This is a genomic window from Streptomyces sp. CA-106110 (assembly GCF_050936285.1).
In the GTDB taxonomy this organism is placed as follows: Bacteria; Actinomycetota; Actinomycetes; order Streptomycetales; family Streptomycetaceae; genus Streptomyces.
In genome coordinates, this window is sequence record NZ_JBNJNB010000001.1 from 2,603,192 (window position 1) to 2,627,579 (window position 24,388).

Annotated in this window: 22 protein-coding genes and 2 pseudogenes; 10 read left to right on the forward strand and 14 right to left on the reverse strand. The window is 69.5% G+C overall.

Annotated elements, in window-relative coordinates; all coding sequences use genetic code 11:
• Positions 1-21 precede the first annotated feature (21 nt).
• The 4 genes and pseudogenes from ACQEXA_RS12025 to ACQEXA_RS12040 all read right to left on the reverse strand — a co-directional run.
• Positions 22-225, reverse strand: a pseudogene (locus ACQEXA_RS12025) (transposase); the annotation flags it as partial.
• A gap of 9 nt (positions 226-234) precedes the next feature.
• The gene (locus ACQEXA_RS12030) at positions 235-1,500 is read right to left on the reverse strand and encodes an ISL3 family transposase (protein ID WP_432920435.1); all 1,266 of its coding nucleotides are present in this window, start codon (positions 1,498-1,500) and stop codon (positions 235-237) included.
• 116 nt (positions 1,501-1,616) lie between these two features.
• Complete coding sequence (locus ACQEXA_RS12035; protein WP_433131300.1) at positions 1,617-2,933, reverse strand: IS701 family transposase; 1,317 nt, start codon at positions 2,931-2,933, stop codon at positions 1,617-1,619.
• Between the two features lie 159 nt (positions 2,934-3,092).
• Positions 3,093-4,445 (reverse strand): annotated as a pseudogene (locus tag ACQEXA_RS12040) (ISL3 family transposase); the annotation flags it as partial.
• Positions 4,446-4,844: 399 nt separating this feature from the next.
• Between ACQEXA_RS12040 and ACQEXA_RS12045 the strand changes: the two are divergent.
• Positions 4,845-5,342 (forward strand): hypothetical protein, encoded by a 498-nt coding sequence (locus tag ACQEXA_RS12045; RefSeq protein WP_433129745.1) that lies wholly within the window; start codon positions 4,845-4,847, stop codon positions 5,340-5,342.
• A 12-nt stretch (positions 5,343-5,354) separates the two neighbouring features.
• Here the strand turns inward: ACQEXA_RS12045 and ACQEXA_RS12050 are convergent, their stop codons facing one another.
• Both ACQEXA_RS12050 and ACQEXA_RS12055 read right to left on the reverse strand, forming a co-directional pair.
• Entirely contained in the window at positions 5,355-5,819 is a 465-nt protein-coding gene (locus tag ACQEXA_RS12050) for a site-2 protease family protein (protein WP_433129747.1), read from the reverse strand.
• A gap of 2 nt (positions 5,820-5,821) precedes the next feature.
• On the reverse strand, positions 5,822-6,214 hold the full coding sequence (locus ACQEXA_RS12055; RefSeq protein ID WP_433129749.1) for a site-2 protease family protein: 393 nt from the start codon (positions 6,212-6,214) through the stop codon (positions 5,822-5,824).
• A gap of 380 nt (positions 6,215-6,594) precedes the next feature.
• Here ACQEXA_RS12055 and ACQEXA_RS12060 point away from each other — a divergent pair, with 380 nt between their 5' ends.
• On the forward strand, positions 6,595-8,091 hold the full coding sequence (locus tag ACQEXA_RS12060; protein ID WP_433129751.1) for an AAA family ATPase: 1,497 nt from the start codon (positions 6,595-6,597) through the stop codon (positions 8,089-8,091).
• Positions 8,092-8,296: 205 nt separating this feature from the next.
• Here the strand turns inward: ACQEXA_RS12060 and ACQEXA_RS12065 are convergent, their stop codons facing one another.
• Entirely contained in the window at positions 8,297-9,316 is a 1,020-nt protein-coding gene (locus tag ACQEXA_RS12065; RefSeq protein ID WP_433129753.1) for a 1-phosphofructokinase family hexose kinase, read from the reverse strand.
• Positions 9,317-9,869: 553 nt separating this feature from the next.
• Between ACQEXA_RS12065 and ACQEXA_RS12070 the strand changes: the two genes are divergently transcribed.
• The 4 genes from ACQEXA_RS12070 (at position 9,870) to ACQEXA_RS12085 (ending at position 12,754) form a co-directional block, all read left to right on the forward strand.
• Positions 9,870-10,061, forward strand: a complete 192-nt coding sequence (locus ACQEXA_RS12070) for a hypothetical protein (RefSeq protein ID WP_433129755.1) — start codon at positions 9,870-9,872, stop codon at positions 10,059-10,061.
• Positions 10,062-10,067: 6 nt separating this feature from the next.
• Positions 10,068-10,460 (forward strand): DUF932 domain-containing protein, encoded by a 393-nt coding sequence (locus tag ACQEXA_RS12075; RefSeq protein ID WP_433129757.1) that lies wholly within the window; start codon positions 10,068-10,070, stop codon positions 10,458-10,460.
• Positions 10,390-11,685, forward strand: coding sequence for an ISAs1 family transposase (locus tag ACQEXA_RS12080; RefSeq protein WP_433129759.1), 1,296 nt, complete (start codon positions 10,390-10,392; stop codon positions 11,683-11,685). Before ACQEXA_RS12075 ends, ACQEXA_RS12080 begins: the two co-directional genes overlap by 71 nt.
• A 697-nt stretch (positions 11,686-12,382) precedes the next feature.
• On the forward strand, positions 12,383-12,754 hold the full coding sequence (locus tag ACQEXA_RS12085; protein WP_433134527.1) for a hypothetical protein: 372 nt from the start codon (positions 12,383-12,385) through the stop codon (positions 12,752-12,754).
• 336 nt (positions 12,755-13,090) lie between these two features.
• Here the strand turns inward: ACQEXA_RS12085 and ACQEXA_RS12090 are convergent, their stop codons facing one another.
• The 6 genes from ACQEXA_RS12090 to ACQEXA_RS12115 are packed head-to-tail and all read right to left on the reverse strand — an operon-like array spanning position 13,091 to position 19,905.
• Positions 13,091-14,872 (reverse strand): CocE/NonD family hydrolase, encoded by a 1,782-nt coding sequence (locus tag ACQEXA_RS12090; protein ID WP_432934926.1) that lies wholly within the window; start codon positions 14,870-14,872, stop codon positions 13,091-13,093.
• A gap of 17 nt (positions 14,873-14,889) precedes the next feature.
• Entirely contained in the window at positions 14,890-15,831 is a 942-nt protein-coding gene (locus tag ACQEXA_RS12095) for an MBL fold metallo-hydrolase (RefSeq protein WP_432934925.1), read from the reverse strand.
• Positions 15,832-15,867: 36 nt separating this feature from the next.
• Complete coding sequence (locus tag ACQEXA_RS12100; RefSeq protein WP_432934924.1) at positions 15,868-16,791, reverse strand: alpha/beta hydrolase; 924 nt, start codon at positions 16,789-16,791, stop codon at positions 15,868-15,870.
• Positions 16,792-16,795: 4 nt separating this feature from the next.
• Positions 16,796-17,914, reverse strand: a complete 1,119-nt coding sequence (locus tag ACQEXA_RS12105) for an FAD-dependent oxidoreductase (RefSeq protein WP_433129761.1) — start codon at positions 17,912-17,914, stop codon at positions 16,796-16,798.
• 12 nt (positions 17,915-17,926) lie between these two features.
• A complete protein-coding gene (locus ACQEXA_RS12110) occupies positions 17,927-18,880 on the reverse strand; it encodes a phosphotriesterase family protein (RefSeq protein ID WP_432934922.1) in 954 nt (317 codons plus the stop codon).
• Between the two features lie 50 nt (positions 18,881-18,930).
• The gene (locus ACQEXA_RS12115; protein WP_432934921.1) at positions 18,931-19,905 is read right to left on the reverse strand and encodes a phosphotriesterase; all 975 of its coding nucleotides are present in this window, start codon (positions 19,903-19,905) and stop codon (positions 18,931-18,933) included.
• A 243-nt stretch (positions 19,906-20,148) separates the two neighbouring features.
• On the opposite strand from ACQEXA_RS12115, the gene ACQEXA_RS12120 reads away from it, so the two are divergent.
• Genes ACQEXA_RS12120 through ACQEXA_RS12135 form a run of 4 tightly spaced genes read left to right on the forward strand, consistent with a single transcriptional unit; the run spans position 20,149 to position 23,579 of the window.
• The gene (locus ACQEXA_RS12120; protein WP_432934920.1) at positions 20,149-21,321 is read left to right on the forward strand and encodes a cytochrome P450; all 1,173 of its coding nucleotides are present in this window, start codon (positions 20,149-20,151) and stop codon (positions 21,319-21,321) included.
• Entirely contained in the window at positions 21,318-21,506 is a 189-nt protein-coding gene (locus ACQEXA_RS12125; RefSeq protein ID WP_433129763.1) for a ferredoxin, read from the forward strand. The genes ACQEXA_RS12120 and ACQEXA_RS12125 overlap by 4 nt, the downstream gene beginning before the upstream one ends.
• Positions 21,503-22,645, forward strand: coding sequence for an NAD(P)/FAD-dependent oxidoreductase (locus ACQEXA_RS12130; RefSeq protein ID WP_432934918.1), 1,143 nt, complete (start codon positions 21,503-21,505; stop codon positions 22,643-22,645). Before ACQEXA_RS12125 ends, ACQEXA_RS12130 begins: the two co-directional genes overlap by 4 nt.
• Positions 22,646-22,655: 10 nt before the next feature.
• Positions 22,656-23,579 (forward strand): LysR family transcriptional regulator, encoded by a 924-nt coding sequence (locus ACQEXA_RS12135; protein ID WP_432934917.1) that lies wholly within the window; start codon positions 22,656-22,658, stop codon positions 23,577-23,579.
• A gap of 24 nt (positions 23,580-23,603) precedes the next feature.
• Here the strand turns inward: ACQEXA_RS12135 and ACQEXA_RS12140 are convergent, their stop codons facing one another.
• Positions 23,604-24,212, reverse strand: coding sequence for a TetR/AcrR family transcriptional regulator (locus ACQEXA_RS12140; RefSeq protein WP_359393097.1), 609 nt, complete (start codon positions 24,210-24,212; stop codon positions 23,604-23,606).
• Positions 24,213-24,388: the final 176 nt, after the last annotated feature.

Sequence of the window (24,388 nt, forward strand, 5' to 3'; positions counted from 1 at the left end):
CGGTGGTGACAGGGGGTGTTGCTATCCGAGGAGGATGCGGTGGCGAAGAAGGGGGAAGCCTGCTCGTCCGTGCATCTGACGCGCGATCCGCTTGGTCTTGGTGTTGACGCCCTCGGTGGGGCCGTTGCTGTACGGAAGTGTGAGCCCGGCGATGACGGCGTCGAGATCTCGGTCCAGGCCCCGGGTGAAGGCGTGTAGATGGGGTAAATCGGGCTCTCCTGCTTGATGTGTGGGTCATGCTGAGGCGGGTTGGCGTCCGGGGAGTTGGGGGCGGGGGCCGGCGAGGGTGAGCATGACCAGGGCGATGATGGCGTCGGCGGAGTGGAAGCCGAAGCCTCTGCGGATGATCAGGCGGGTCTTGGTGTTGGTGGACTCGATCAGGCCGTTGCTCATACCGGTGGTCAGCGCGGCGCGGATCGCCTGGTAATGGCGGCGGATACGGCGCTGGAGGTCGACGAAGACGTCGATGCGGCAGCGGCGGGCCCAGCCGATCCACCGGTCCAGTGCCCGCAGGGCCGCGGTGGGGCGGGACTTGGCCAGGGAGAACACTGCCCGCAGGGCCTCCTTCAGGCGCCAGGCGCGGTGCAGGCGTGGATCGGTGGCAGCGATCCAGGCGAGTTTCGCGGCCTGCCGGTCGGTGAGGTCGGCTTCGTTCTTCCACAGGGCGAAGCGGGAGTCCTTCAGCGCCCGGGCCCGCTCGGGGTCCTGGGCCTGGCGGCGGGCGCGGTTCCAGCTCGAGCGGCGTTCGGTATCCAGGGCGTCGGTGGCCCAGGTAATAACGTGGAAGGGGTCCATGACGCGCACGGCCTGCGTGGCCCGGTGTTCCAGGACATCGGCGATCCAGGCGGCGCCGTCGGCGCTGATGTGCGTCAAGCGGGCGGTGCGGTCGACGCCGAGTTGGTCGAAGAACCGGTGCAGGACGTCCTTGCCGTGCCCGTCGGCCATCCACACCACCCTCGCGGTGTCGTGGTCCACGACGATCGTCATGTACTTCTGCCCGCGGCGGTGGCTGATCTCGTCGATGCCGATCCGCCGCAGCCCCGACAGGCGGTCGACAAACCGGTCGCGGTCGGCGACGTACCGCTCGACGATCGCACCGATGGTCCGCCAGGACGTACGCATCAACTGCGCGGCCGCGCTTTTGGAACACTCGGCAGCCATCCAAGCCGCCTGCTGGTCGAAGGCATGGGTATGCCCGGCGCCGTGACGAGCCCAGGGCACCGCGGCGACGGTCGTCCCGTGCTCCCGGCAGGTCACCCGCGGCGCCTGGGCCTCCAGGAAGACACGCAGCACCCCATGGTCGAGGTCCCGCCACCGCCGCCGTCCCCGCCCCGCGTCGTACCAGGGCGCCGGACGCCGGCACCGGCCGCACCGCTGCCGACGGCGCGCATCGGGCCGTACCGACACGATCACACACTGTTCGTTCTCGTCGATCCGGACGCCCTCGACCACCGTGTGTTCGGCCGTCAGCGTCCGCTTCCATATCCTGAAGAGGGACACGCCGTTTTCCTGCTTGATCCAACTTGAGCCTCGAGACCTCAAGCCTTGCAGGAGACGGCGTGTTTCCCCTATCAGGGCAGGTCAGGGCACCCACACATGCGGCTCGACTTTCGCAGTCAGGCAGCGGCGGAGGCCCAGGCGTGCTGGACTTGCAGGATTTCGGTGGCTGTTGGGGCTTCGGCTCGAAGAGGGTTAAATCGGGCGGCAATGACGGCACGTCGGAGCGCGGCGAGCATGTCCTCGAACGAGGGGTCCTTCTTGGTGGTGTACCAGGGGGCCGCGCGCCGATGGTCGGCCACGTCGGCGGTCCGGTCGCCGAACTGGCTGTACCACAGCGGGATCAGGCTGGTGCAGATCACGGCGAACGGCACGGTGCGCTCGACGGCGGCCCGGGTGCGGTTGCGGGCCTGCCCCGCACCGACGAACTGCTTGCCGTCGAAGACGGCGACCTCGATGGACCAGCGTCCCGCGTAGCGGGAGACCAGGGCGGCGGCCGTGCTGGCGAGGTCGGTGGTGACCAGGGTCAGGTCCTTGCCCCGGGCGGCGGGGTCGCGCACGGTCAGCACCCGTGCGGCGCGGGGGCCGAAGACGCCGTACCACAGGCAGAGGGTCTCGGCCACCCGCACAGTGGCGGTGTGTCCGTAGCAGGTGGTGCGGCAGGGGCGGAAGCGGGCCCGGGCCGCGAGGTCGGCGCTGGTGCCCAGCCGGTCGCCCTTGAGCCGGGGGCGTCCGCGCCTGCCGGTCGGCGCGGGCGGCAGGCGGTAGAAGACGGACCGACCGGCGGCCCGGGTGGTCCAGGTGATCCGGTCCGGCAGGCCGCGCAGCACGTGGGTGGCATAGGCGCCGTCGGCGACGACGTGGAGGTCGCGGTCGGGAAAGGCGCGGGCCAGCAGTTCTACCAGGGTGCGGGCGAGCTGGACCCGGCTGGCGGTGCCCTTGCCGCCCCACAGGCGCAAGAGCACCGGCAGGCAGATTGGGCGCGGGAAGCCGGGCAGGTGCGCCACCAGGCCGGCGATCACCCAGCAGTGTCCCCAGCCCACCTGTAGGGGTTGGGGGGCGTTGACCGAGCCGTCGTGTCCCCACAGCACGCCGAAGATCTTCTTGCCGCGGCGGCGGAAGAACGTCTCGTCCACCGCCACTTCCAGGGCCGCGGCAGGTGGCACGAGCAGGTCGACGATCAGCTGGGCCAGCGCGAGGCCGACCCGGTCGGCCGACCAGCGGGCGGTGGAGAAGAAGCGGTGGGCGCGGGCGTGGTGCCACACCCCGCCCAGCCCGGCGCCCAGGAGCATGCCGCACACGGTGCGGCGGCCGGTCTGCGCGATCATCCCCACGACCAGGGCGGCGAACACCCGGTAAGTCGGCGCCCGGAAGCAGGGCCGGAAGACCTCCAGTAGCCCGGCCAGGGACGGCAGTACAGTCGAAGGCGGAAGCATCGACGAATCCCTCCTCTCCGGGAGCGGAACTTCTTCTACCGTCGATGCTTCCTCGCGTCCCGGCCGACGGCGACACCCGCCGCAAGAGAACCGATCGCCGCCCCAGTCGTCACTACCGACCAAGCAAACTGCGAAAGTCGAGATGCGGCAGGAGAGCCGTAAATCGGCTGCGCGGACCTGGGTGATCCAGCGCGAGAGCCCGTCGGTATTTCCTGCACAAGGCGTCAGGAGCCGGGCGAAGTTCCTGATGCCAGCGGCCAGTTGCGTCATCTCGGAGCAGGCGGCGGTGAGCTCGGCCAGGAGGTCGTGATGCTCGGCCTTGAGGTTGTCGGGCCTGGTGAGAAGCATCCGGGCGAGCCTGCGCGGGGAGATGTGGCTGCGGTCGGCGTCCGCGCGGCCCTGGTTGATGTACTTGTGCAGGAGGTTGAGGCAGCCCGTGAAACCGAGGGCTTTGATCTCTTCGAAGAGGTGCTTGACGGGGACGGCCGGGTCTTCGGCCCGGCGTTTGCGCAGGTGCTCGCGGTAGGGGTCGACGAGGCCGGCGCGGTACTTGGGGACGCGGAGCATCCGCTCAGGCCGGTCGGCTCGGGCATAGCGTTTGACGGTGTTCAGGGCCAGTTGCAGGCGGCGGGCGCACTCGAGCAGGCCCACGCCCTGGTCGAGCAGGCCGTGGACCTGGTGCCAGCGCTCGAGGGTGGTCTGGGCACGCGGCCCGTCGTAGAGAGGCGCGTCCAGCACGGTGGCCCAGCAGCTGCTGTGCGCCTTCACCTCGCTGAGGGCGGCTTCACACAGGTTGTGCCACAGATGCCACCGGTCCGTGACCTGGACCGCGTCGGGCAGGGCGCGACGGATGGCCTCGGCATAGGTCGCCGAGCCGTCGCGGCACACGACCTCGACGCCCGGATGCTCGCGCAGCCACGCTTCCAGGGTGTCGGCGGTGCGGTCCGGCAGCACATCGATCCGCTCATGTGTCTCGGCGTCGATCACCACGGTGGCATAGCGGTGCCGCCGGCGCAGAGCGAAGTCATCGACACCGATCACGCGGGGCACCCGCCCGGTGGACAACGGGATGCGCAGCAGGGTGCGCAGGGCCGTGTGACGCGACAGGCACACCGCGAGTAGCGCCAGCAAGCGCGATCCCGCCCGGCCCGCTAACTCTTTGACCACGGCCTTGACCTGCCTCGTCAGACGAGCGGTGCGTCGCTGGTAACGCTCCAGCACCCCGGGCACCTGCTCGCGGAAGGTGTGGCAGCAGCCCCGCGTGGGACACACTAGACGCCGCACCCGCACCCGGACCACCACCCGGCGGTCATCGACCGGCACGTCGGCCACCGTCCGCAGCTGATAGCCGTGCACCCGCCCCGACGATGCCCCACACACCGGACAGACCGCGGCCTCCTGCGGAGTCCGCGCCCGCACCACGATCCGCCCACCCTCGTCGACCACATCCTCGATGACCAGCGGGGACAGACCCGAAAACACCGTCTGCACAAGCTTGTTGACATCCTTCACGCGAAGGTCAACGACCCTCACGACTCTCCGTCACCACCGAATGTGAGACAGGGCCGTTGACCGTACAGACCCCTCGCATCAACTACGAACCCCGGAATCACAAGTAGCGGGTCAGGGAGGCCCGAGGTCGGTGCTGCATCACCCGCCCGAGCGACCCACACGACGATCAGCGAAAACGTCGAAGGTCGAGCTGGAGGGACGAGAAACCCATGGTCAGCGCCTTGCACCTGCGGCAAGCGCAGCGCCGGAGGTCGCGCCGACTTCCGAGAGCCGACCCGTCGACAGCGGCTGAATCTGGACTCCTATCCAATCGATCGTGTCCACGACATAATGCCGCCTGTTCTTCGAAGTGCCGGCGGGGAACGGGAGCGCCGGAGACGAATCGAGAGGGGAACGCGTATGTCAGCACGTCGGATCCTCGCAACCCTGGCGGCCGCTGCTCTGGCGGCTGGTGGGCTCACTGGCATAACCAGCACGCCAGCCAGCGCAACAACCTGCCTGGGTACTGCCAGCCTGCACGGCCGTTCCGCCGAGGCGGCCGCCCGCATCGCGCGGCAGGCCGACGACCTGGGGCTGACGACCGAGCGGCGCGGGGGCGTCGAGGAGTGCGTGCGCTACCTCGCGAACAAGGAGCCCTACCTGGGCTACGCGCAGGCCCTGGAGCAGGGCTGGCCGATCGCGACCGGGGTGGTGGAGGGCGCGTGCCGCCGCTTGATCGCGGACCGCTTCGACATCACCGGATCCCGGTGGAGCGTCGAGGGTGCCGAAGCCCTCCTCCTGCTCCGCGCCGTGATCATCAACGGAGACTTCGAGGAATACTGGCTGCACCACATCGAACAAGAACATCTCCGCACTCGGCAGGCCCGCCACCAGGACGGATACGCCCTCACCGCTTGACCGAGCAGGTCACTACGAAAGAGCTGCACCCAACGCCGAATGCCGGAAGCGGTAGGGCGGACGGGTCAGGAGGTCCACGACCGTCAAGCCGACGGGGGCCGTGACGGGATCCGGAGTCATCGCGTGCCGCACCGGAACCCCTGCAAGTAGCTCACGCAGCTGCGCCTGCCGTGCTTCAGCCGTGGCGGCCGCGACGAGGAACCAGCCGATCACGGTCAGCCACAAACCGCTGAAGGCGGCACCCCGCAGGACCAGCACCAGGCCCAGTACCACCAGGAACCAGCCGAAGATCCGGCCCGTAGCGCTCGCACCCGCAGTCGCGCGCAGCCGGTTCCCCGTACGCCACCACAGAAAGGCGCGCAGCAGCCCACCGCCGTCAAGCGGAGCTGCGGGAATGGCGTTGAAGACGGCCAGCAGGATGTTGATCGCCGACAGCCACGCCACGGCCTCCAGGGCCAGTCCTGGGACGGACACCACGCTCAGAATCCACGCGGCCAGCGCAAACACTCCCCCAGGGCGAGGCTGACCAGCGGTCCGACACCCGCGATCCGCAACTCGGCCGCCGGGTTCGGTGCCTCCGACTTGAGTCTGGCCGCACCGCCCAGCAGCCAGAGGACGATGTCGTCCACGTCGATCCCATTCCGCCGCGCCACGACGGCGTGCGCCAGTTCATGCACGAGGAGAGAGGCGAAGAAGACCACGGCGGTGGACACCCCGACCGCCCAGTAAACGATCCATGGATGGCCTGGATACGCCTTGGAAAGGCGGCCCTCCGAGAGCCCGAAGGCGATGACGCCGAAGATGAGCAGAACGCTCCAGTGCACACCCACCCGGACCCCGGCAATCCTCCCCAGGACGAGCGTCGCCCGCACAGCGCCTCCTAGCAGACATGCCCCAACGGCGAAGTATTCCCATTGCTGGAGCGTGATGAATCGCTCGCAGCGCTACAAGTCAGGCAATACATCGCGTCCGGCCGAACATACGAGGAGCCCGGCATCGGACGCCTACGCCCACACGAAACGAGGCAACCGTTGTACGCCGCCTCGGATGACCGACCGAGAGCAGCGCAACAGGCCCGCTCACACCGGTCAGCCGCAGTCGGTCCTCATCCGAGTCCTGACAACACCGCGCCGCGCGTCCGTGGCCAGGTTGCGGCGAGCCGAGCACTTGCGGGGCTCGGGGCCGCGCGTGGCCGCCTGGTCGCGGCGCGAGGCATTCGACGTTGTACTGGTGGCAGGAACACTGCCTGGCGATGGGAGTAGCCGTGTGGCCGTCCGACGCCCATCGCACCGCGAGTCCGGAGACGGTCTTCGACCGCGCCGCCGAATGGGACGCGCTCCACGCCTTCGCCTGCGACACCCGTGCCGGAGCCAGCCTCGCTGTCGTGTCAGGGCGGCTACGGCAGGGCAAGACGTACCTCCTGAAGGCACTCACCGACTCCCTGGGCGGCTTCTACTTCGGGGCGCAGCCGGCGACTCAGGGCGAGTCCCTGCGTCGACTCCGCGACGAGCTGACCAGGCACACGGGAGCATCGCCACCAAACCACTGGCTGAGCTGGGAGGACGCTGTCGACGCCCTGCTCGCACTGGGCGACGAACGGCCAGTTCCCATCGTCGTCGATGAGTTCCCCGACCTCGTACCGCAGAGTCCAGCACTGCCCTCCATCATCCACAGCGCTTACCGACGTCTGCGCGAACCGGGGCGGGACAACCGTGCGCGCCTGCTGCTGAGCGGCAGTGCTCTGCCGGTCATGCACCGGCTGTTCTGCGCGGCCTCACCGCTGCACGAGCTGGCCGATCTGGAACTGACCCTTCGCCCGCTGGACTTCCGGCAAACCGCACGGTACTGGGGCATCGACGATCCCGCCCTCGCCCTGCTGGTTCACGCCGTCGTGGGCGGGACCCTCGCCTACCGACGCTATGCCGGAGACGACGCCCCCAGCAGCATGGACGACTTCGACGCCTGGGTTTGCAGGACCGTCCTCAGCCCTCTCACCCCCCTGTTCCTGGAGGCCCATCACCTGCTGCAGGAGGAGACGGACCACTGGGACCGTGCGCTGTGCCACTCCGTGCTCGCCGCCGTCGCCTCGGGCTGCTCGACACAGGGCGAGATCGCCGAATGTCTCGGTACTTCGCTCACCGACGCCTCACATTGTCTCGCGCTGCTGCAGGCAAACGATCTGTTGTGCAGCGGGCCCGATGCCTTCCGGCCGAACGTGATCCGGCTGCATATGACGGAGCCGCTACTGGCCTTCGAACACGCGGTGGTCTGGCCCTACCGATCGACGCTGGAGCAACAGGACGCCGTCGAGATCTGGCGGCGCGTGCGTCCCGTCTTCGACTCCGCCGTGGCACGCCCCCATTTCGCACAGGTCTGCCGTGACTGGGTCATGAACTTCGCCGAGCCGGCCATCTTCGGTGCGCGCCCCGAGACGGCCGCCCACGGCTCACTTCCCGACCCGGCGCGCCATGCCGACCTGGACGCGGAAGTGGTCGTACGCGGCCGGTCCGACGACCGTACCAAGACATTGCTGTCGGTGGGAGTGGCACGTTGGGACGAGGTCATGGACCTGCACCATCTGGAACACCTCCGTCGCCTCCTCGCCCTCCTCGCCGCCCGTGGCGAGGACGTCGCCCACACCCGGCCGGCCTGCTACAGCGGCGTCGGCTTCACTCCCGGGCTCCGCTCGGCCGAGGCCGACGGCGATGTGGAGCTCATCGGTCTCGACCAGCTGTACCGGGGTCAGTAGTCCTTCGGCGCGACGGCTCAGTGGCCGCGATGACTGCTGAGGGTGAAACTCGGCATCGTAGTGGCAGGCGCTCCGTCGGCGTCCAGCGCCTCACGCAGTAAGTCGCCGACGCGCTCGCGCGCCAGCGGCACACATGGATAGGTAGACATCGACGACTATCGTCAGACGGAGAACAGGACGTCGCGGTCAGAATCGACGACAGCGGTTATGAGTCGGCCTGACGTTTGATCCGCACCGCAGCGTAGAGGGACTCCGCCAGGTCCCGATCGAACGGCTCAGTGCCCGGGGTGAGCACCGACGCGGCAGCCACAGCCACCCCGAGCGCACAGGCGTCGACCGGATCGTCGCCTGCAACCAATCGCACGGCGAGTGCGGCCACCATACTGTCCCCGGCCCCAGCGTCGCTGAGCGGCTCCCCGGGCAGCACAGGCGCCCGCAGTTCGGTGTGGCTGCGACCAGTCGAGCACAGAGCGCCGAGTTCGCCGAGGGTCGTGATGGCGACTTCGACTCCTGCCGCGAGCAGGTGCGCGTTGACAGCGCGGGCGTCGTCAAAGCCCCGCACGGGTCTGCCGACTAGCCAGGCGGCCTCGCTGCGGTTGCACCTCAACAGGAAGACGCCCTCCTGCAGCGACTCACGCAACGCAGGCCCCGAAGTGTCCAGGACCAGTCGGGACCCGGCCGCCCTGACCTGGCGGGCGACAGCCGCGTAGAAGTCGTCAGGCACGCCGCCGGGCAGACTGCCGCTGGCCACGACGTACTGGTGAGTCCCGAGTGCCCGGTCCAGCGCGTCCAGGCAGCGCCCTGCCTCGTGGTCCTCGATCCGCGGGCCGGGCGGCACGATGTGATAGCTACGGCGTGACTCAGTCTCGAACAGCACGAACGCTTCGCGCGTCTCACCCGCGATACCCAGGGCCAGGTGCTCAATGCCTTCCTCGTCCAGTAGCCGGTTCAGGCGCTGGCCGGTTTCGCGGCCGGCGGTGTGGAGGGCGGTCGCCCGTCCGCCGAGCCGCCCCACGCCCCGGGCAACGTTGATCCCGCCGCCGCCGGCGGCCACGAACCGGACCTGGGCGCGGGTCTTGCCGATGTCCTCCAGATGGTCGACCTCGCAGCAGATGTCGACGGTGGGGTTCAGCGTCAGCGTGAGGATCAACGGAGTGGTCTGCGGCTGCGAAGTCCTACCGCCGCTCTCCGTCGCAGACGCACCCCACACTTCAGCGGCGCTCATTGCTGTGACCGGGCTGCCGTGATGGTGATCTTCCGCGCCTGCTTCTCGACCTCGGCCAGCGGGCCTTCAGGATCAGGACGCCCCACTCGTAGGCGGCGGTGGTGGCGCTTCCTTGGCCTCAGCGGGCGGCTGGACGCTGGGGCCAAGGAGCCGCCGCGGAGTTCGGAGCACTGCTTGTCCTCCTTCTCCTCGGTTCGCTCGGCGTGAACAATCAGCGCCCCGTCCCCGGTGAACGTCTCGCCCCGGATCACGGAGAGAGGTGGAAATCGAGGGGGAAGCCCTTGAACAGGTCCGGAAACGAAGGCCACCAGTGCGCGCTTGCGGAGACGTCCGCCAGCCATCTCCACCCTCCTCGCGGGGCCGGGCTGTTTCTCTCATCCTGCTGCGCGAGCACAGCGGACGCGATCGGGGCAGGGGAAATCCACCGTTCCCTGGTGGTGGCACAGGAATGACATGAAGCTACTGGCCTCTACACGGCACCTCACACACCGCCGCTTTCGCATCCGCTCAGGAGAGCGCCTGGCACGGTCTGGGGACCGTCACCGAAGGAGCGATGACCGCCGAGGATGCCATGCGCATCGCGTCCCTGGCCGACTGGAAGGTGCGTCTGCCACCTCTGGCCGCCACCGAGCTCACCGAGGACGGCGCCACACGGGTGGAGGTCCCGCGCAGGCACTTCGCGAGCGTGCGCACCCACCCGAAGACCGGCGCGACGGAGACGCTCGGGGTGGTGGGCAGCGACTAACACCCGGTGCAGAACGAGGAACACGCCGAGTTCCTGAACCTATTGGCCGACGACAGCGGGGCGCACTTCGAGACGGCCGGATCGCTCAAGAACGGCCGTCAGGTGTTCCTCACGATGAAAATGCCGGAGTCTCTCGCGATCGGGGGAATGGACCGGGTGGACCTGTATATCGCGGCGTCCAACGGCCACGACGGCAGGCAGGGCCCCGGCGTTTGCCCGGCTCGTCCGACCTTGGGTCGGTTGACGTCGACGGCGGGCCCCGGAAGCAGGCGAACACGGCCCCTGTGGATCATGGAGTTCTCTATGCTTCAAGATCCACGAAGGTGCCGTGTTCGTCCCACCATCATCCCCCATCCCTGCTCCTGTCTGCCCCGCACCCCGCCTGCAAGATCTGCGTGAGGGTGCCGCCCGGGATCAAGTCGGCAGCCTGGTCGCGGAGTTCGAGTCACTCACCGATCCGCGCGGAGCCAGCGGTGTGCGTTACCGACTCTCCTCCCTGCTGGCCCTGGCGGTCTGCGCGATGACGCCCGCGGGCCACGACTCGATCACTGCGGCAGCGGAGTGGTGCCGGCGTGCGGCCCCCGAGGAACTGGCCGCCTTCGGCCTGCCCTACCACCCGCTCCTGGGCCGTTACCGGGTGCCGAGCGAGAAGACCCTGCGCAGCGTGCTGGGGCGCCTTGATCCGGCCGAGCTCAGCGCGGCCGGGTTCGCCTACCTGACGTCCCTGCTCTCCGACGAGCGCGCGCATCCCGCGCTGCTGATGCCGGACGGCGGCCCGGAACGCGAACAGCGCCGGGCCCACCAGGCTGCCGCCCAGACCGATCCGGTGCGTCAAAGGCGCCGGGCGATCGCGGTGGACGGCAAATGCCTGCGCGGTGCCAGGCGCCCTGACGGCAGCCGGGTCTTCGTGCTCTCCGCGGTCCGCCACGGCGACGGCATCACCCTGGCCTCCCGCGAGATCGGCGCGAAGACGAACGAAATCCCCGAGTTCGCACCCCTGCTCGACCAGATCGACGACGTGGACCTCGCCGGCGCGGTCATCACCGCCGACGCTCTCCACGCCCAGCACGCCCACGCCGCCTACCTGCACGAACGCGGCGCCCACTACCTCCTCACGATCAAGAACAACCAGCGCGGTCAGGCCCGCCAACTCCACCGGCTGCCCTGGAAAGAGGTCCCCGTGATCCACCGTGACGACACCCGCGGCCACGGCCGCCACGAGCAGCGCCACGTACAGGTCGTCACCGTCGACGGCCTGCTCTTCCCCAACGCCCGTCAAGTCCTGCGCATCCAGCGCAGACGCCGCCTCTACGGAGCGAAGAAGTGGTCCAGCGAGACCGTCTACGCCATCACCGATCTGCCCGCCGAGCAGGCATCTGCCGCCGAGATCGCCGCCTGGGCTCGCGGGCACTGGACCGTGGAGAACACCGTCCACTGGGTGCGTGATGTCGTCTTCAGTGAGGACAAGTCCCAGGTCAGGACCCGCAATACGCCAGCCGTGCTCGCCGCCGTCCGCGACCTGATCCGCAGTGCACTCAAACTCGCCGGGTACGTCAACACCGCCGCCGGACGCCGAGCCCACACCGAACGCCACCGCGTCCTCGCCCTCTACGGCATCACATGATCAACCAGACATCCGAGGCAAACGCCGGGGCCCTGCCTCTGTCACCGTGCCCGCGAGAGCCGCGGGCGCCGCGAAGCAAGCGAACCCCGAGGCCATGGCGCATGCGGCAGCCACGGCGATCGAGCCACGTATGAGCGGGCGCTGAGCCACCCGTGTCCTCCAGTACAGAGTGAACAAGCGTTGCAGAGCGACACCCGGGGACGGAAAAGGCAAGAAGCGCCTGCTTTTTGACTCCTGGTCACCCCGATGCAATGAAAAACCAAGAGAGAGTAGCCCGGCCCAACGATCACGTGGAAGGCGTGAAGTTCCACCAAGCGGTAAAGACTTCCTGATGGAGAAGAGCAGTCACTGAACCTCTTTTCACCTCTACAGCGCAGGATGAAAACGGTTTACTCGCTTCCGTTTCGCGCTGTCCCCGCTGGCCGGCCGGGCAGGGCTTCGACGAAGTCGAGTGGTGTCCGGTTCGTGACGTCATGCCGGCTGACGAAGCTCTGGGAAGGTGACAGACACGGGCTTCCAGGATCATTGAGTTCTCGACGCCCCCGTGACCTGCCTGGAAGACCGTGCCTGCTGAAGCAGCATCGCCGATCCCGCCTGCCCTCGGCCGACTTCGTGAGCCTCCCGAGGTAGTACCGGGGAAAGTCCGGACCTGCTTGAGCAGCTTGCCGAGGTGCCCGACCCCCGCAATCCGCGCGGAGTGCGTCACGGTCTTGTCGGCGGGCTGACTCTGGCCGCCTGCGCGGTGCTGGCGGGGGCGACCTCGCTGCTGGCGATCGGCGTATGGATCGCCGACGCTCCGCTGCACATCTTGGAGCACGTCGGCGTGCACCCCGATCCGCTATTCCCGAAACGGTTCTTCCCTGCGGAGACAACGGTTCGCAGGCTGCCGGCCGGATCGACGGCGACGCCCTGGACCGAGCGGTCGGCCGCCGGCTCGCGGACCGCCGCAGCCGCTGCGAGTGCAAGCGGCGCGGCCTGGCGGTCGACGGGAAGAGCCTGCACGACGCCGCCAGGACCGCAGGCCGCAAGATCCACCTGCTCGCCGCCCTCGACCACAGCGGCGGCCTGACCGATCGTCAAGGGCAACCAGAGGTGCACGGTCTTGTCGATGCGGCCGTACTCGGCGAACGCGGCGCCGACGCTCGGTGGTCGGGCCCAGGGCCGGCCGAACGGAATACCGCCGGCTGATCACGTAGTGACAGACGAGCGGCGATGATTCGGCTGCCGCGACGAACACTACGGCCGGTCCCCACGGACCAGATCGGCCGCCCGCCGGAATCCGGCAGGGGCGACCGCTGCCCGGTCGGCGGCCGGGACGACGCGCAGCGCGAGGATCCGGACGCTACGCGGACGTAGAGGTGAGGCCGCCCGGGGTACGGCGGTCCCCCGGGCGGCGTCGGCCTCGTCAGGAGCCGCTGCGCCGGTCTCCGTCTTCGGTGCGCGCGGAGCCCGATCGCGTCGTGTCGGGCGCCGGGGTCGTCGTGAACGGCAGCACCAGCCGGGAGGGGTGCGCGGCGTCGCGGTAGATCTTGTGGGTGACGGGGCGGCCCACCGGCAGGTGGAAGGCGTCCGGCGGCAGCAGCGCGTTGTGCGCGTCGGCCAGCGGCTCGTCGTTCGACAGTTCCACCACCAGGCGGTGCCCCGGCTGGAAGGTGGCCGCGAACGGGTACAGCCGCAGCACGTACTCCTCGATCTTCCCGGGCTCCACCGGCACCGCCCGGGTGTGCGGGTGGTACGGGTTGCCCTCGGTGGTGCGCTTCTCGTCGAGCTCTCGGTGGGACGCCTTGAGGTAGCCGGTGGTGATCAGCTGCCGAGCGCCGCCGGGGGCCTCGTCCCACAGCCGCAGGATGAAGTTGGTGTCGTCCTGGTCGATCTCCGCGAACAGGTGCGCCGCACCGCTGCCGATCAGTTCGGTGGGCTCCTCGAACCGCTCGGTGCGCCAGTTCAGCAACTGCACCTTGTCGGTGACGGTGAGCGGCGCCTGGTAAAAGCCGTCGGGCGAGGCGTACTCGGGGCCCATGAGCTCGGGCTCGAAGGAGAGCTTGTGCCGCGGGCGCAGGTAGAGCGACTTGTACTCGGTCTCCTTCGGCGGCCACTGCGCCGCGGTGACCACCTCGCGGGAACCCTCCACGAAGACGCTCACGGCCGGCTCGTCCATGATCCCGTTGTCGATTCCCTTGAGCCAGTACTCGTACCAGCGGAACATCTTGTCGTGTTCTTCGACCCAGGGGCGCGACTGCATCGGCGGGTAGGCGCCGATGTCCAGCTTCTTGGGACCCTTGAGCACGTCGAAGAGCTCGATGTGGCCGTCCAGGGTCCAGCCGCGGCCCTGGTCGATCTGGAGGTAGACCGGGATGTCGATGTTCCGGGCCAGGTTGATCGGGTTGCGTTCCTCGTACCAGTCGCCGTCGAGGGGGTTCATCACGATGTCGAACCAGAACTCGCGGTTCTTGGAGTATTTGAGCACGTGGACCAGGTTCGGCCAGGCCGCCACGTCCGGGTCGTTCAGCCGCTCGTCGACGAGCTTCCTCAGCTCCTCGGGACTGTGGACCTCCTGCATGCGGGACTTGACGTTGGTGTGCGCGATGCCAGAGTCACCGCCTCGGCCCTCGCGGGCGGCACGCGGCATGAACCACATGATCCCGCCGTGGTATGTCGTCTCGTAGAAGTCGTAGTGCCCCCCACTGACGAAGATCGCCTTCAGGTGCGGCGGACGCTCGGCGGCGGCGAGCACCTGCATCGAGCCGAAGTACGAGATGCCGATCATGCCGACGTTGCCGTCGCACCACGGCTGCGCGGCGACCCACTCGATCAGGTCGTAGAGGTCCTGCCCCTGCGACACCCCGCCGAAGTTGTAGTTGCCGATCATGACGCCGCCGGAGTCGCCGGTGCCGCGCATGTCACCGATGACGTGGACGTAGCCCCCGCGGACGACACGGGCGATGTCACCGGCCTCGATGCAGCCGTCCCACATCGGGCTGGGCCGACGCTGCGGCGGTGTGGTGAGGGCGAGGGCCTGCAGCTCCTTGCCGTAGGCGCTCATCGCGATCAGGGCCGGCCGCGGCGTGTCGTCCACGCCGTGGTAGGCGTCCACGGCGAGTTGGACGCCGTCCCGCGTCGGCACCCGCAGGTCCTTGCGGACGGCGATGGTCTGCCCGCCCGCCTGGATCGTATGAAGGTCGGTCATGGTGAGAAGCTCCTGTACTACACGGTCTGGTGGTGCTGCGCGCGGTAGCCGTGCAGCGAGGTGAAGAACGGCGACGGCTCGAGCGTCGGGTCGCCGCTGTAGCCGAGTGCGTCGGCGACGGGGGTGAAGGGGGAGTACGGCGAGTCCGTCTCCCGCAGCCCGGCCTCCAGGCAGGCGCAGGCGGCCGCGGCGACGCGACGCTCGGCGACGAGGCTCTGGGTGATGGCCTCCCGGGCCTGCGCCTCGTCGAGCTCGACGCCGTACGGCGTGCCATCGGCGCGGCGGTACGGGTGCCCGAGGTACAGGTGCCGCGGACGGACCTCGTCGCGCAGGTGTTCCAGGCCGGCGCGGTAGGCGGCCGGGTCGGTGTAGCCGGGGAAGCCGTTGGCGGCACCGTGGACCTGCACGGCGTCGCCGGTGAACACCGACCGCTGACCGTCGACGACATAGGCGACCGATCCGGGCGTGTGGCCCGGGATCGCGTGCACCGACACCGTGACGTCACCGCCCAGGGACAGGGTCTCGCCTCCCTCGACGAGCAAGGTGGGTTCCATCTCGCCGGAAATGACGGCGTCCGCGGCCGCCGCCACCTTCGCCTCCCCGTCCGGATCACCCAGGTACCGGCCGCGTCCCGCGCGGTACTCCTCCACATGGGCCCGCCGCGAGCGGAGCATCGGTGCGTCGGCCTCGTGGATGACCACCTGTGCACGTCGGCCGGTGAGCTCCCACAGGGCGTACGCCCCGCCTACGTGGTCGATGTGACCATGCGTCAGCAGGATCCAGCGCACGTCCTCGATGCGGCGCCCGATCGCCTCCAGTGCCGAAGCCATCCCCTCGGCGGGCGAGGACGCTATCCCGGTGTCGACGATCGCCGGTTCGGGTGCGTCGATGAAGAAGCTGTACAGACCGAAGCGGCCCCACGGCGAGACCAAGGGATGGACGGTGACTGCGTGCGTCATGGTCCTCTTTTCTGAACTCGTGCTTAGGCCGCCCGGTCAGTGGCGGCTGAGGAAGTCGCGGGTCGCGGCGAAGACCTCGTGGTACTCGGGGATCCAGGAGAAGTGCTGGACGAATCCGTGGTTCGCGCCCTCGTAGCGGCGCACCGTCGCCCCGACCCCGGCCTCCTGCAGCCTTCGGCCGTAGAGCTCCCCCTCGTCGCGCATCGGGTCGAACTCGGCGGTGACGACGAGAGCGGGCGGCAGCCCGCCGAGGACGGTCCGCCTGATCGGCGAGACGAGCGGGTCCGCCGGGTCGGCGCCGCTGTCGAGGTAGAAGGCGTTGAAGGGTTTCAGGCCCGCCGTCTCCAGGCCGTAGCCGACGGCGTTCTTCCGCAGCGAGGGGTAGCGGTCGACGTCGAAGTCCAGGTCGAGCGAGGGGTAGTAGAGGATCTGGTGGGTGATCCGGTCGAAGCCCTCGTCGTGTGCCCTGGCCGCGACCGCAGCGGCGAAGTTGCCGCCAGAGCTGTCGCCGGCGACGGCGAGGGTCGTACCGTCCCAGCCCAGGTTCTCCCCCTCCTCGGCAACCCACCGTACGACCGCGTGGCAGTCGTCGAGTCCGGCGGGGAAGGCAGCCTCGGGCGCCAGGCGGTAGCCGACGGAGACGACCTTGAGCCCGGTCTCCTTGGCCAGCGAGCGCGCGACGTGGTCGTGCGTCTCCAGACTGCCGAGGAAGAAGGCGCCGCCGTGGAAGTACACCAGCAGACCGTGACGGTCGGCCTCCGCCGGCGTGTAGATCCGCACCGGCACCTCGCCGGAGGCGGTCCGTGCCGTCACGTCCTCGACCGAGTGCAGCGGCAGGCGTTCCTCCACGGGAGCGACACGCGCCTCGTCGGCGGCGCGCAGTGCGACCGGGTCGAGCGGGCCCTCGGGCGGGGTGGGCAGGCCGGAGACGAACTTGGCGATCTCGGGATGCAGCGGCATGACGTCACTCCTTCGGCGCGGCGGCCGCCGCGGGCTTCTGGCCGGGGAAGACGTCGTTGATCTCGTCTTCGGTCCAGCCCTGGCGCGAGATGGCCTGCAGTTTGTCGGTCATGGGCTTGCGGGTGGCCTGGTACAGCGCCAGTGCCTCCTTCAGGGAGTCGGCCTCGCGCAGGGCATCGGCGAGTCCCCCGGCGTCCTCGATGGCCGAGTTCGCGCCCTGGCCCTGGTGGTGCAGCATCGAGTGGGCGGCGTCGCCGACGAGGACGACGGAGCCGGAGTGCCAGGTGTCGACCGGGTCGATGTCGTAGACGGCGCGGATGTTCACGGTGTCCATGTCGAGGTCGCGCGTGATCTTCACAAGGCGTTCGTCGAAGCCTTCGACCGTCCTCAGCAGGTCGTCCTTGGTGACCTGGGGTGTCCAGGTGCTGTCCGGGCACAGGGCGGTGATGTCGAACGACACCTGGCCCCGGTGCCTCAGCGGCAGCAGGTAGATCTTCGTGCCCTTGCCGATGTACATCCGGAGGTTGTCGTCGACGACCATGCCGTGGGCGTCGTCCACCGAAATCACGGCGCGGTAGGCGTGCTCGCCGGAGAACACCGGGCTCTTGTCACTGAACAGCTGGTGGCGCACGACCGACTTGATGCCGTCGGCGCCGACGACGAGGTCCGCCTCGACCGTCTTGCCGTCCGCGAAGGTGAGGACCGCGCTGTCGCCCTTGTCCTCGACGGTCTGCAGTTTGTGACCGAGGTGCACCATGCCCTCGGGCAGCACGCCGAGCAGGGCGTCGATGAAGTCGCCGCGGTGGATCAGATGCGTGTGGGTCTGGTCCCCGGCGGCCGGCCACGCCTCCTTCATGATCGGTTCACCGGTGGCGGTGAGGATCTCGAAGTACTCGCTGGGCGAGCTGACCTCGGCGATCGCGTCGAAGATGCCCCACTGGCGGAACCGGTCGATGGTGGCGGGGCGCAGACCGATGCCGGCGCCGACCTCGCGGATCTGGTTCGCCTGCTCGTAGACGTTCACGTCCGCGCCGAGCAGGCTCAGGGCCTTGGCCGCCGCCGCGCCGCCGTATCCCGCTCCGACGACCGCGATCTTCAGGTTCTTCAGGTTCGAGGACTGCATGGTGGTTCTCTCTTACTTCTGGATGGTCAGGAAGTCGGCAGGGTTGTCGACGAAGATCGTCGTGATGGCGGCCTCGTCCAGGCCGACGGCACGGAGGTCCGGGATGAGGTCGTCGAAGATGTAGTTGACGGTGTGTCCCTTGACTCCCGGCCAGCCCAGCGGGCTGCAGTTGGCGTCGGCGGAGGCGAGGACCTGCCCCAGCCGGCCGTCGCCGATGAACCGCAGGAAGTGGTCCAGCCGCTCCTTGCGGGGGCGGGCCCAGAACGGCGGGTCCGGCAGCTCGGTCTCATAGCCGAAGGTGTCGAAACCGATGCGGCCGCCCTGCTCCGCGATCCAGACGTCGCGCGTCCTGTCGGCGTTCACGCCGTCGTCGACATGCCCGAACAGCACGCGGTCGAGGGGAAGGCTTTCCTCGTTGAAGATCGCTATCGCGTTCTCGGCGTCGATCGCGAGGTGGGTGAGGATCGGCACGCCGGTGGTGAGCGAGGCGCGGGCCGCGGCTCGGTAGATGCGCTTGTCCAGGTCCGTCATACGGCCGCCGCGGCTCACGCCGACCTTGATGACGCCGGCCGGACTGCCGGTGGTGCCGATGCCGACGGTGATCTCGTGGACGAACTGCCGGGTGAGGTAGTCGACGTCGGCGCGGGCGAAGTGCGGCAGAGCGGTGTCGCCGCCAACGAAGCCGGTGCAGGCGACGATGTGGACGCCGGTCTTCGCGGACAGGGACTTGTAGTAGTCGACGTCACGGCCGTTGCAGATGCCGGTCGCGTCGACGAAGGTGCCGCCGCCGAGCGCGTGGAACCTCCGCAGCTTCGGGACGGTCTCCTCGTAGCGCTGCTCGGGCGTCTTCCACCACTTCGTGTCCAGCTCGGAGCCGGGCATGCCGTACCCGATGTGCTCGTGGATCGCCACGAGACCCAGCTCCTCGGCGGGGACCGGCCCCAGGACTGTGTTCACTCTCGACACAACACTCACCTTTTGAGAAGAGGACTTGACGGTCGTTCGGGCCGGCGCGCTCAGCGCACGGCGAGCAGGTCGCGCGGGTTGGCCACGAGCATCCGCCGCACGTCGTCGTCGCTGAGGCCCTGCGCCTTCAGCAGCGGCACGAAGGCGGTCAGGACGTGGCTGTACGGCAGGTCGTTGGCGGGGTGCCCCATGGCCACCCCGGTCGCGCCGGCGGAGAGCAGGATCCGGTCGGTGAGACCGGCCCTCACGAGGTCGGCGACCAGAGCGGCGCGCTCGGCGTCCGTGAGGTGCTCGGCGTCCTCGGTGCCGACGTGGTCGAGCGCGACGTGCGCGCCGCGGCCTGCGACCTTCGCGGGCGCGCCGGCGGCGACGGCGTCCTTGCGGTCCAGCCCGCCTACGACGACCCGGTCGGCCGGCAGCTTCTCGTCGAGAACGGTGTCGAGGTCGTGTACGGCGTCGGCGCCGTACCGGACGGAGACCGCGACGCCGGTGGCGAGGGCGGTGCGCGCCGCGCCGCGGAACAGGCTCTCATCGGTCGCGGTCATGCCGGTCCGCGTCGCGGCGGTGGCCACCAGACCGGCGGGGCCGCGGCGCTCCACGCGCGGGACCACCATGCCCTCGGCGATCTCCTTGGTGAAGAGGTCGGCGAACTTGTCAGCCGGCCACGGCGTCGGCGGGTTGGTCTGCGGCGTGAGGAAGTACCCGCCGAGGAGTTCCTCGGGGCCCTGGCCGGTCGAGGCGACGATGTGCACACCGGTCGTCCGGGACAGGCTTTCGTACAGCCGGACGTCCCGTCCGTGGAACATGCCGGTGCTGTCGACGATCGTGCCGCCGCCATGAGCGCGGAAGTCCCTCAGCTTCGCGGCCAGCGTCTCGAAGATCTCGGCCCGGTCGAGGGTGATGTCGAAGGCGTGCTCCGCACCGGGGAGCACCGACAGCAGGGCCTCGTGGACCGAGACGACACCCAATTCCTCAGCCGGCACCGGGCCCAGGACGGTGTTCACGGTGTTGCTGTTCACGCTCATGACTGCCTCACGTGTCCGGTGTGGGGTGCGACCGTGCACCCTGTGGCTGCCGTCACGTTAACCATTCGCTTTACATGACGTCAATGAAACGAACACCACGAAAAAGAAACGCACGGAGGGTTGCGCCAGGTCGGAAAATCAGAGCACGGGCGCATGCTGCCCGTGACACATGAATGTCGTGCATGTAACGCCATGTAAATCATTCACTTGATGGATGTAAGGTCGACCACTTTCACTGAGGACATGAGCACTCCGCCCACCTCCGAAGTCGACCTCTTCGCCGACGAGGTCGTCCTGGACCCCTGCCCTGTCCACGCCGAGCTGCGGGAACAGGGCCCCGTCGTCCACCTGCCGAAGAACGACGTCTACGCACTGACGCGGTACGACGTCATCCGCGGCGCGCTCGCGGACTGGGAGTCTTTCTCCTCGACGTCGATCGCGTTCAACCCGGCGGCCAACCAGGCGCTGACCGGCACCTCGCTCGCGTCCGACCCGCCGGTGCACACCCGGCTGCGCGCCACGCTCACGGAGAACCTCTCGCCGCGCGCCCTGCGCGGCCTGAAGGACCGGATCGAGTCGAAGGCGGACGCCCTGGTCGCCGATCTTGTCGCGAAGGGCTCCTTCGAGGCCGTCGACGCCCTCGCCCGCGCCTTCCCGCTGGAGGTCGTCGCGGACCTGATCGGCTTCACCGGCCACGTACGCGAGAACATGCTGCGCTGGGGCCAGGCCGCCATGCAGGTCCTCGGCCCGATGAACCAGCGCACGGCCGAGAACTTCCCCATCGCAGGGGAACTGTACGGATGGTGCTCCGAGGTCACGGCCGACGACCTGGCCGAGGGCTCGGTGGGCCGTGGCATCTTCGAGGCCGAGGCGCGCGGCGCCGTTCCCGAGGGCACGGCCGGCCACATCATCCACCAGTACCTGGGCGCCGGCGTCGACACGACCGTCGCGGCGATCGGCAACATCGTCGCCCTCTTCGCCGCGCATCCCGACCAGCTCGACCGGGTCCGCGTCGAACCGTCCCTGATACCGGGGGCGTTCAACGAGGTGCTGCGCTTCTGGTCTCCCGTCAACGTCTGGGGCCGGCTCGCCACGCGGGACGTCGACGTCGAGGGCACCGTCATCCCGGCGGGCGCACAGATCGCGCTACTGCTCGGCGCCGGCAACCGCGACCCCCGGCACTACGACGACCCGGACACCTTCCTGGTCGAACGCAACCCGGTCGACCATCTGTCGTTCGGATACGGCCCGCACGGCTGCGCGGGCCAGGGACTCGCCCGCCTGGAGGCCCACGCCGTGATCGAGGCACTCTCCCGGCGCGTCAAGCGCCTCGTCGTCGGGCCCGAGGTCCGTGTTCCCAGCAACATCACCCGGAGCATCGAAGAGCTCCCCGTCCTGGAGGTAATCCCCGCATGAGGATCGTTCTCGACCGCGCCCGCTGCGAGGGACACGGCCTGTGCGAAGAGGCCGCCCCGCAGCTCATGCACCTCGACGACGACGGCGAGCTGGTGCTCGACCGCGAGGAGGCCGGCCAGGCCGACGCCGCTCTGGCGAACGCCGCCGCCCGGGTGTGCCCGGTCGCCGCGCTGAGGGTCGAATGAGCGCCGGCACCTTGGAACGCGTCGTCGTCGTCGGCAACGGGATCGCCGGACTCACCGCCGCCCACACGCTTCGCGACGCCGGGTTCGACGGCGAGTTGACCGTCGTCGGCGACGAGACGCACCCGGCGTACAGCCGCCCCGCCCTGTCGAAGGCACTGCTGCTCGACGGCGACGACATGTCCTCGCACGCGCTCCCGCCGCCCGGCCACGGGGCGACCGAACTGCTGGGCGTGCGCGCGACCGGGCTCGACCTCGACCGGCGGCTCGTCACGCTCGACGACGGCACCGCCCTGCCGTACGACCGCGTCGTCCTCGCCACGGGCTCCCGGGCGCGGCGGCTGTCCGAGCTGCCCGACGAGGTCACCCTGCGCGGACTCGACGACGCGCTGACGCTGCGCCGCCGCCTCGCGCACCGGCCCTCGGTCCTCGTCGTCGGCGGCGGCCCGCTCGGCATGGAGATCGCCTCGGGATGCCTTGCCACCGGCTGCCGAGTCACCCTCGTCTCCCAGGGGATGCCGCTGACCGACCAACTCGGTCCGCACCTCGCCGGTGTCTTCGTCGCCGCCGCGCGCGACCGGGGGCTCACCGTCGTCGAGACCGGCAGGGCCCGGGTCGAAGGGCGTGCGGGCGACGCCCGGGTCGTGCTGGAGGACGGCGCGGTCCTTGCGGCGAAGATCCTGCTCACGGCCGTCGGCGACGTGCCCAACACGGAGTGGCTCGCCGGCACCGGTCTCGTCGTGAACGGCGCCGTCCCGGTCGACTCGCGGGGCCTCGCCCGTCCCGAGGTCGCGGCCGTCGGCGACCTCGCCGCCTTCCCCACCCCGCAAGGCCTGCGCCGCATCCCCCTGTGGAGCAGCGCCATCGAGCAGGCGAAGGCCGCCGCCCGGGCGCTCGTCCACGGCGAGGACGCACCGCCGCTCGCGTTCCAGCCCTACTTCTGGACCGAGCAGTTCGGACTGACCCTCAAGGCGGTGGGACACCTCCCGGCGGCCGGGGAGCCGGCGTACGCCGACGGAGAGCCTGGCGGCGGGCCGGCGTTGATGACCTGGTCGCAGGAGGACGGCACCACCACGGCCGCGGCGCTCAACCACCGCATCCCCATTCCCCGGCTGCGCCGCATGACCTGGGCGGCCGCGTAAGGTTTGCTCCATGAACGGCGACGGTGAGGGCACCCGGGCTTCGGGGCTGGACCGGCTGGCGTCGGTCAATCTCAACCTGCTGGTGCCCCTCCTCGCGCTCTTGGAGGAGCGTTCGGTGACCAGGGCGGCGGAACGGGTGGGGCTGTCGCAGCCCGCCATGAGCCACGCGCTGACCAGGATGCGGCGTCTGCTGGGCGACGAGCTCGTCGTCCGGCAGGGAAGCGGCGTCACGCTCACCCCGCGTGCGCTGGAGCTGATCGCGCCGCTGCGCAGCGCGCTGCAACAGACGGCCCAGATCGTCGACTTCCCCTGTTTCGACCCCGCCACGGACGAGCGGGTCATCACGGTCGCCATGACGAACAGCACGGCGTTCGTCATCGGCCCCCGGCTGACGCGGCTCGTCGCCGAGCGCGCGCCGCACGCCACGCTGCGCGTGCGGACCATCACGGTGCCGACCGAGGCCACCTTCACCGAGGGGGGCGTCGACGTGGTACTCATCTCCGAGGGGCACTTCTCGCCGTATCCGCGCGAGCGGCTGTACGACGACCGCTGCGTGGTGGTGGCCTCACCGGACACCCCGCCCCAGGCGAGTGCGCTCGACCTGCTCACCACCGAGCCGCACATCGTGGTCGACACCGACCGGCGGGTCTTCCCGTACTCGGTGCTGGAGGACAAGGGGATCCCCTACCGCGTCGGTCAGTGGATCTCCGACTTCCTGCTGGTGCCGTTCCTCGTGGCCCGCGCGGGCGGCGTCGCCCTCCTGCGCTACCGGGTCGCCGCCACCATGCAGACGCTCGCCGACGTGCGGATCGAGGAGTTCCCGTTCCCGCTGCCCGGGCTCGGCATCGACATGGTGTGGAACCCACGCCTGTCCGACCGGTCCTTCATCGCATGGCTCCGGACGCTGCTGTTCGACGCCGCGGCAGAGATCTGAGACCGGCCCGGCTCCCGGCGGCGGTCAGGTCAGCAACCGCACCCAGCTGGAGCTGAGCTCGTCGAGCATCTGCTCGCGCGTGAGCTTCCAGTCCGCACCTTCCCAGTGCTGGGCGACGTAGTCCAGCTCGGCCATCGCCAGTACACCCCGGAAGCGGCGCTGATGGGGGGCGAAGCGCCCGGCCGCCGTCAGTCCGTCCTCGATGTCGCTGATGGCCTCCTCCAGCCATCGCTCCACCAGGTCGGCGAGTTCCGGATCGACCGCCGCGGCGTCCCGGCCCACGCGGATGATCGGCCGGATCGTCGGCCAGCTGTCGGCGGTACGCCGCAGCCAGGCGTTGATCGCCTCCGGCGTCCCGTCGGCCACGGTCGCGACCAGGCCCTGGGCCGTGGAGCCGTGCTCGGGTGAACTGACGCGCTGCAGAGCCTCGTTGAGCTGCTCGTCGATGAGCGCCTTCATCAGCTCGCTGCGGGAGGGAAAGTAGGCGTAGAACGTCACCCGGGTGGTGCCCGCCTCGGTCGCGATGTCGTCGACCGTCGTGGCGGCGTACCCCTTCGTCTTGAACAGCTCGAGTCCCGACTCCAGCAGCAAGCGGCGCGTCATCTGCTTCTGCGCCTGTCGAAGGTTCGCCATGCCGGGATCCTAACGCGCCGCCGCACGATGACCGTACGGACCGACTCCGCGCCGCACGCCCCGCACAACTCCTTGACGAACTGTAAAGCAGGATGGGCGGCCGGTGCCCCGTGCCGCTCGGCACAGGACACCGGTCGCGGCTCGGGCGAGCAGGTCGAGGGAGAGCCGCCTGCGCA

Bases quoted from the DNA above. Each gene is read 5' to 3' on its own strand.
- ACQEXA_RS12115 (WP_432934921.1), bottom strand. From the start codon at position 19,905: ATGAGCGTGAACAGCAACACCGTGAACACCGTCCTGGGCCCGGTGCCG.
- ACQEXA_RS12130 (WP_432934918.1), top strand. From the start codon at position 21,503: ATGAGCGCCGGCACCTTGGAACGCGTCGTCGTCGTCGGCAACGGGATC.
- ACQEXA_RS12105 (WP_433129761.1), bottom strand. From the start codon at position 17,914: ATGCAGTCCTCGAACCTGAAGAACCTGAAGATCGCGGTCGTCGGAGCG.
- ACQEXA_RS12065 (WP_433129753.1), bottom strand. From the start codon at position 9,316: ATGAGCGCCGCTGAAGTGTGGGGTGCGTCTGCGACGGAGAGCGGCGGT.
- ACQEXA_RS12060 (WP_433129751.1), top strand. From the start codon at position 6,595: ATGGGAGTAGCCGTGTGGCCGTCCGACGCCCATCGCACCGCGAGTCCG.
- ACQEXA_RS12140 (WP_359393097.1), bottom strand. From the start codon at position 24,212: ATGGCGAACCTTCGACAGGCGCAGAAGCAGATGACGCGCCGCTTGCTG.
- ACQEXA_RS12070 (WP_433129755.1), top strand. From the start codon at position 9,870: ATGACCGCCGAGGATGCCATGCGCATCGCGTCCCTGGCCGACTGGAAG.
- ACQEXA_RS12090 (WP_432934926.1), bottom strand. From the start codon at position 14,872: ATGACCGACCTTCATACGATCCAGGCGGGCGGGCAGACCATCGCCGTC.
- ACQEXA_RS12035 (WP_433131300.1), bottom strand. From the start codon at position 2,933: ATGCTTCCGCCTTCGACTGTACTGCCGTCCCTGGCCGGGCTACTGGAG.
- ACQEXA_RS12100 (WP_432934924.1), bottom strand. From the start codon at position 16,791: ATGCCGCTGCATCCCGAGATCGCCAAGTTCGTCTCCGGCCTGCCCACC.
- ACQEXA_RS12095 (WP_432934925.1), bottom strand. From the start codon at position 15,831: ATGACGCACGCAGTCACCGTCCATCCCTTGGTCTCGCCGTGGGGCCGC.
- ACQEXA_RS12135 (WP_432934917.1), top strand. From the start codon at position 22,656: ATGAACGGCGACGGTGAGGGCACCCGGGCTTCGGGGCTGGACCGGCTG.
- ACQEXA_RS12125 (WP_433129763.1), top strand. From the start codon at position 21,318: ATGAGGATCGTTCTCGACCGCGCCCGCTGCGAGGGACACGGCCTGTGC.
- ACQEXA_RS12120 (WP_432934920.1), top strand. From the start codon at position 20,149: ATGAGCACTCCGCCCACCTCCGAAGTCGACCTCTTCGCCGACGAGGTC.
- ACQEXA_RS12045 (WP_433129745.1), top strand. From the start codon at position 4,845: ATGTCAGCACGTCGGATCCTCGCAACCCTGGCGGCCGCTGCTCTGGCG.